Annotated in this window: 2 protein-coding genes; one reads left to right on the top strand and one right to left on the bottom strand. The window is 45.1% G+C overall.

Features of this window, described 5'->3' with window-relative positions; all coding sequences use genetic code 11:
- The coding region (locus tag EXE42_RS15355) for a glycosyltransferase family 2 protein (protein WP_137706894.1) at positions 1 to 844 on the top strand (844 nt) is incomplete at its 5' end.
- A gap of 294 nt (positions 845 to 1,138) precedes the next feature.
- Here EXE42_RS15355 and EXE42_RS20300 read toward each other — a convergent pair.
- Positions 1,139 to 1,571 (bottom strand): glycosyltransferase (locus EXE42_RS20300; protein ID WP_241988408.1); only part of this gene is annotated, 433 nt, incomplete at its 5' end.

Consider the following 1,571-nt stretch of genomic DNA (forward strand, 5'->3'; position numbering starts at 1 on the left):
CGACTGTTCGACGGATGCCACACCACAGATCCTCGAACAATTAGATCAGATGATACCAGAATTGCGAACGGTTAAGAACGACACGAACCGGGGGATAATAGGAACTTGTAACCGGCTAGTTGAAGCCGCTAGAGGGGAATACTTTGTGCGAATCGACGCTGATTCGAGACTTATTCCAAACAGTCTTCAGCGGATTCAATCAAAACTCATAGGCGGCTACTCGTTGGTGTTCGGGAAGATTGAGGTGAAAAACACGAGCTATCTTCATCCCGCCGCCGCACAGGTCGGGAAGCTCAAGGGACGAAGTACATGGTACGGTGGTGCCTGTTTCGCGTGCGACACGCAGGCATTCGTCGACTCGGGTGCGTTCGACAAGGAGATGATTGGTGCCGAAGTTCAGGAACTGAAACAGCGAGCACAGCGACTGGACTGGTCGGTCGCGTATCTCGACGAGGCCGGCGTCGAATCAAACTTCCCGACAGCGCTCAGACCTGTTCTTTATAGGAAGTACGACTCAACACGGTCACACATCCGCCAGTACAAGAACAATCCGGAGGAATTCAACCTCTGGGAAGTTCGAGGACCGATGTTTTGGACCACATTTGTTGTAGTAGGGCTCACCTCGATTGTCCTGCCTGTTCTGGCCTTATTATCACTAATCCTTCTTGTTGTGCCCTTCCATCAGTATGTCCGCGACGCACCCCTTGCTGCCTCCGTCTCTGGCCGCCGATCGTTCTTATTATTGTACCCGCTGTACGAAGCAGTTGGAGGAATTGTACGAATGTTTGGCCTTTGGTCTGATATAGATATTTTGATAGATGTGATGGCCAAGAAGTATATTTAAGTTATATGTATGAAGTTAATACTACTCACCAGATGTGTCAATCGTATCTTATTAGATTTCTAGATATTATCTGATATGTAGTGCCCTCCTCACTTATTTTATCGTAACGAACTGTCGAATAACGCTATTAGGACAGACAAACAAACAGCGGTGGGTGGTGAATATGTCGACTCGAGGTTTATTTCTATATAATTATGTTCAATATTTATAGATAATGCCTTAATTCATAAACTATTTGAAAATTTTGCCAATAAACCTAGTCTCTCCCAACCATTTTACTCCTCGGTGTATTTATTACCTCTGAATAGTTTGGAAACTATCATAATATAATTTTATGTTTTTTCTGATGTTTTCAGAGAACCGCATATATGAAAATTCTGACACGTATGTCTCCAGTGGTTTTGAGAATTCTGTCTGGGTTGTCCGAACGATCGCTTGCTTGATTCCGTTTTTTGTTCCGTCATGGAGCGTGCCATTCTCGTTTTCAGTGATGAATGCCCCAGGAAACCCGTCGTTTATCGAAACTACCGGCTTTCCACTCGCATTCGCCTCAATTGGCACTATACCGAAGTCTTCATTGTGTCCATTAAATACGACGGCGGTACATCGTGACAAAATTTTGAGTTTTTCATCTTCATCAACAAATCCCTTCCATTTGATGTTTTCAGTCCGCTTGATCCGATCCATAACCGAATCGTCGACATCACCAGCCCCACCGACCATCACC

It is taken from the genome of Halorubrum sp. SP3 (assembly GCF_005435195.1).
Taxonomy (GTDB): domain Archaea; phylum Halobacteriota; class Halobacteria; order Halobacteriales; family Haloferacaceae; genus Halorubrum; species Halorubrum sodomense.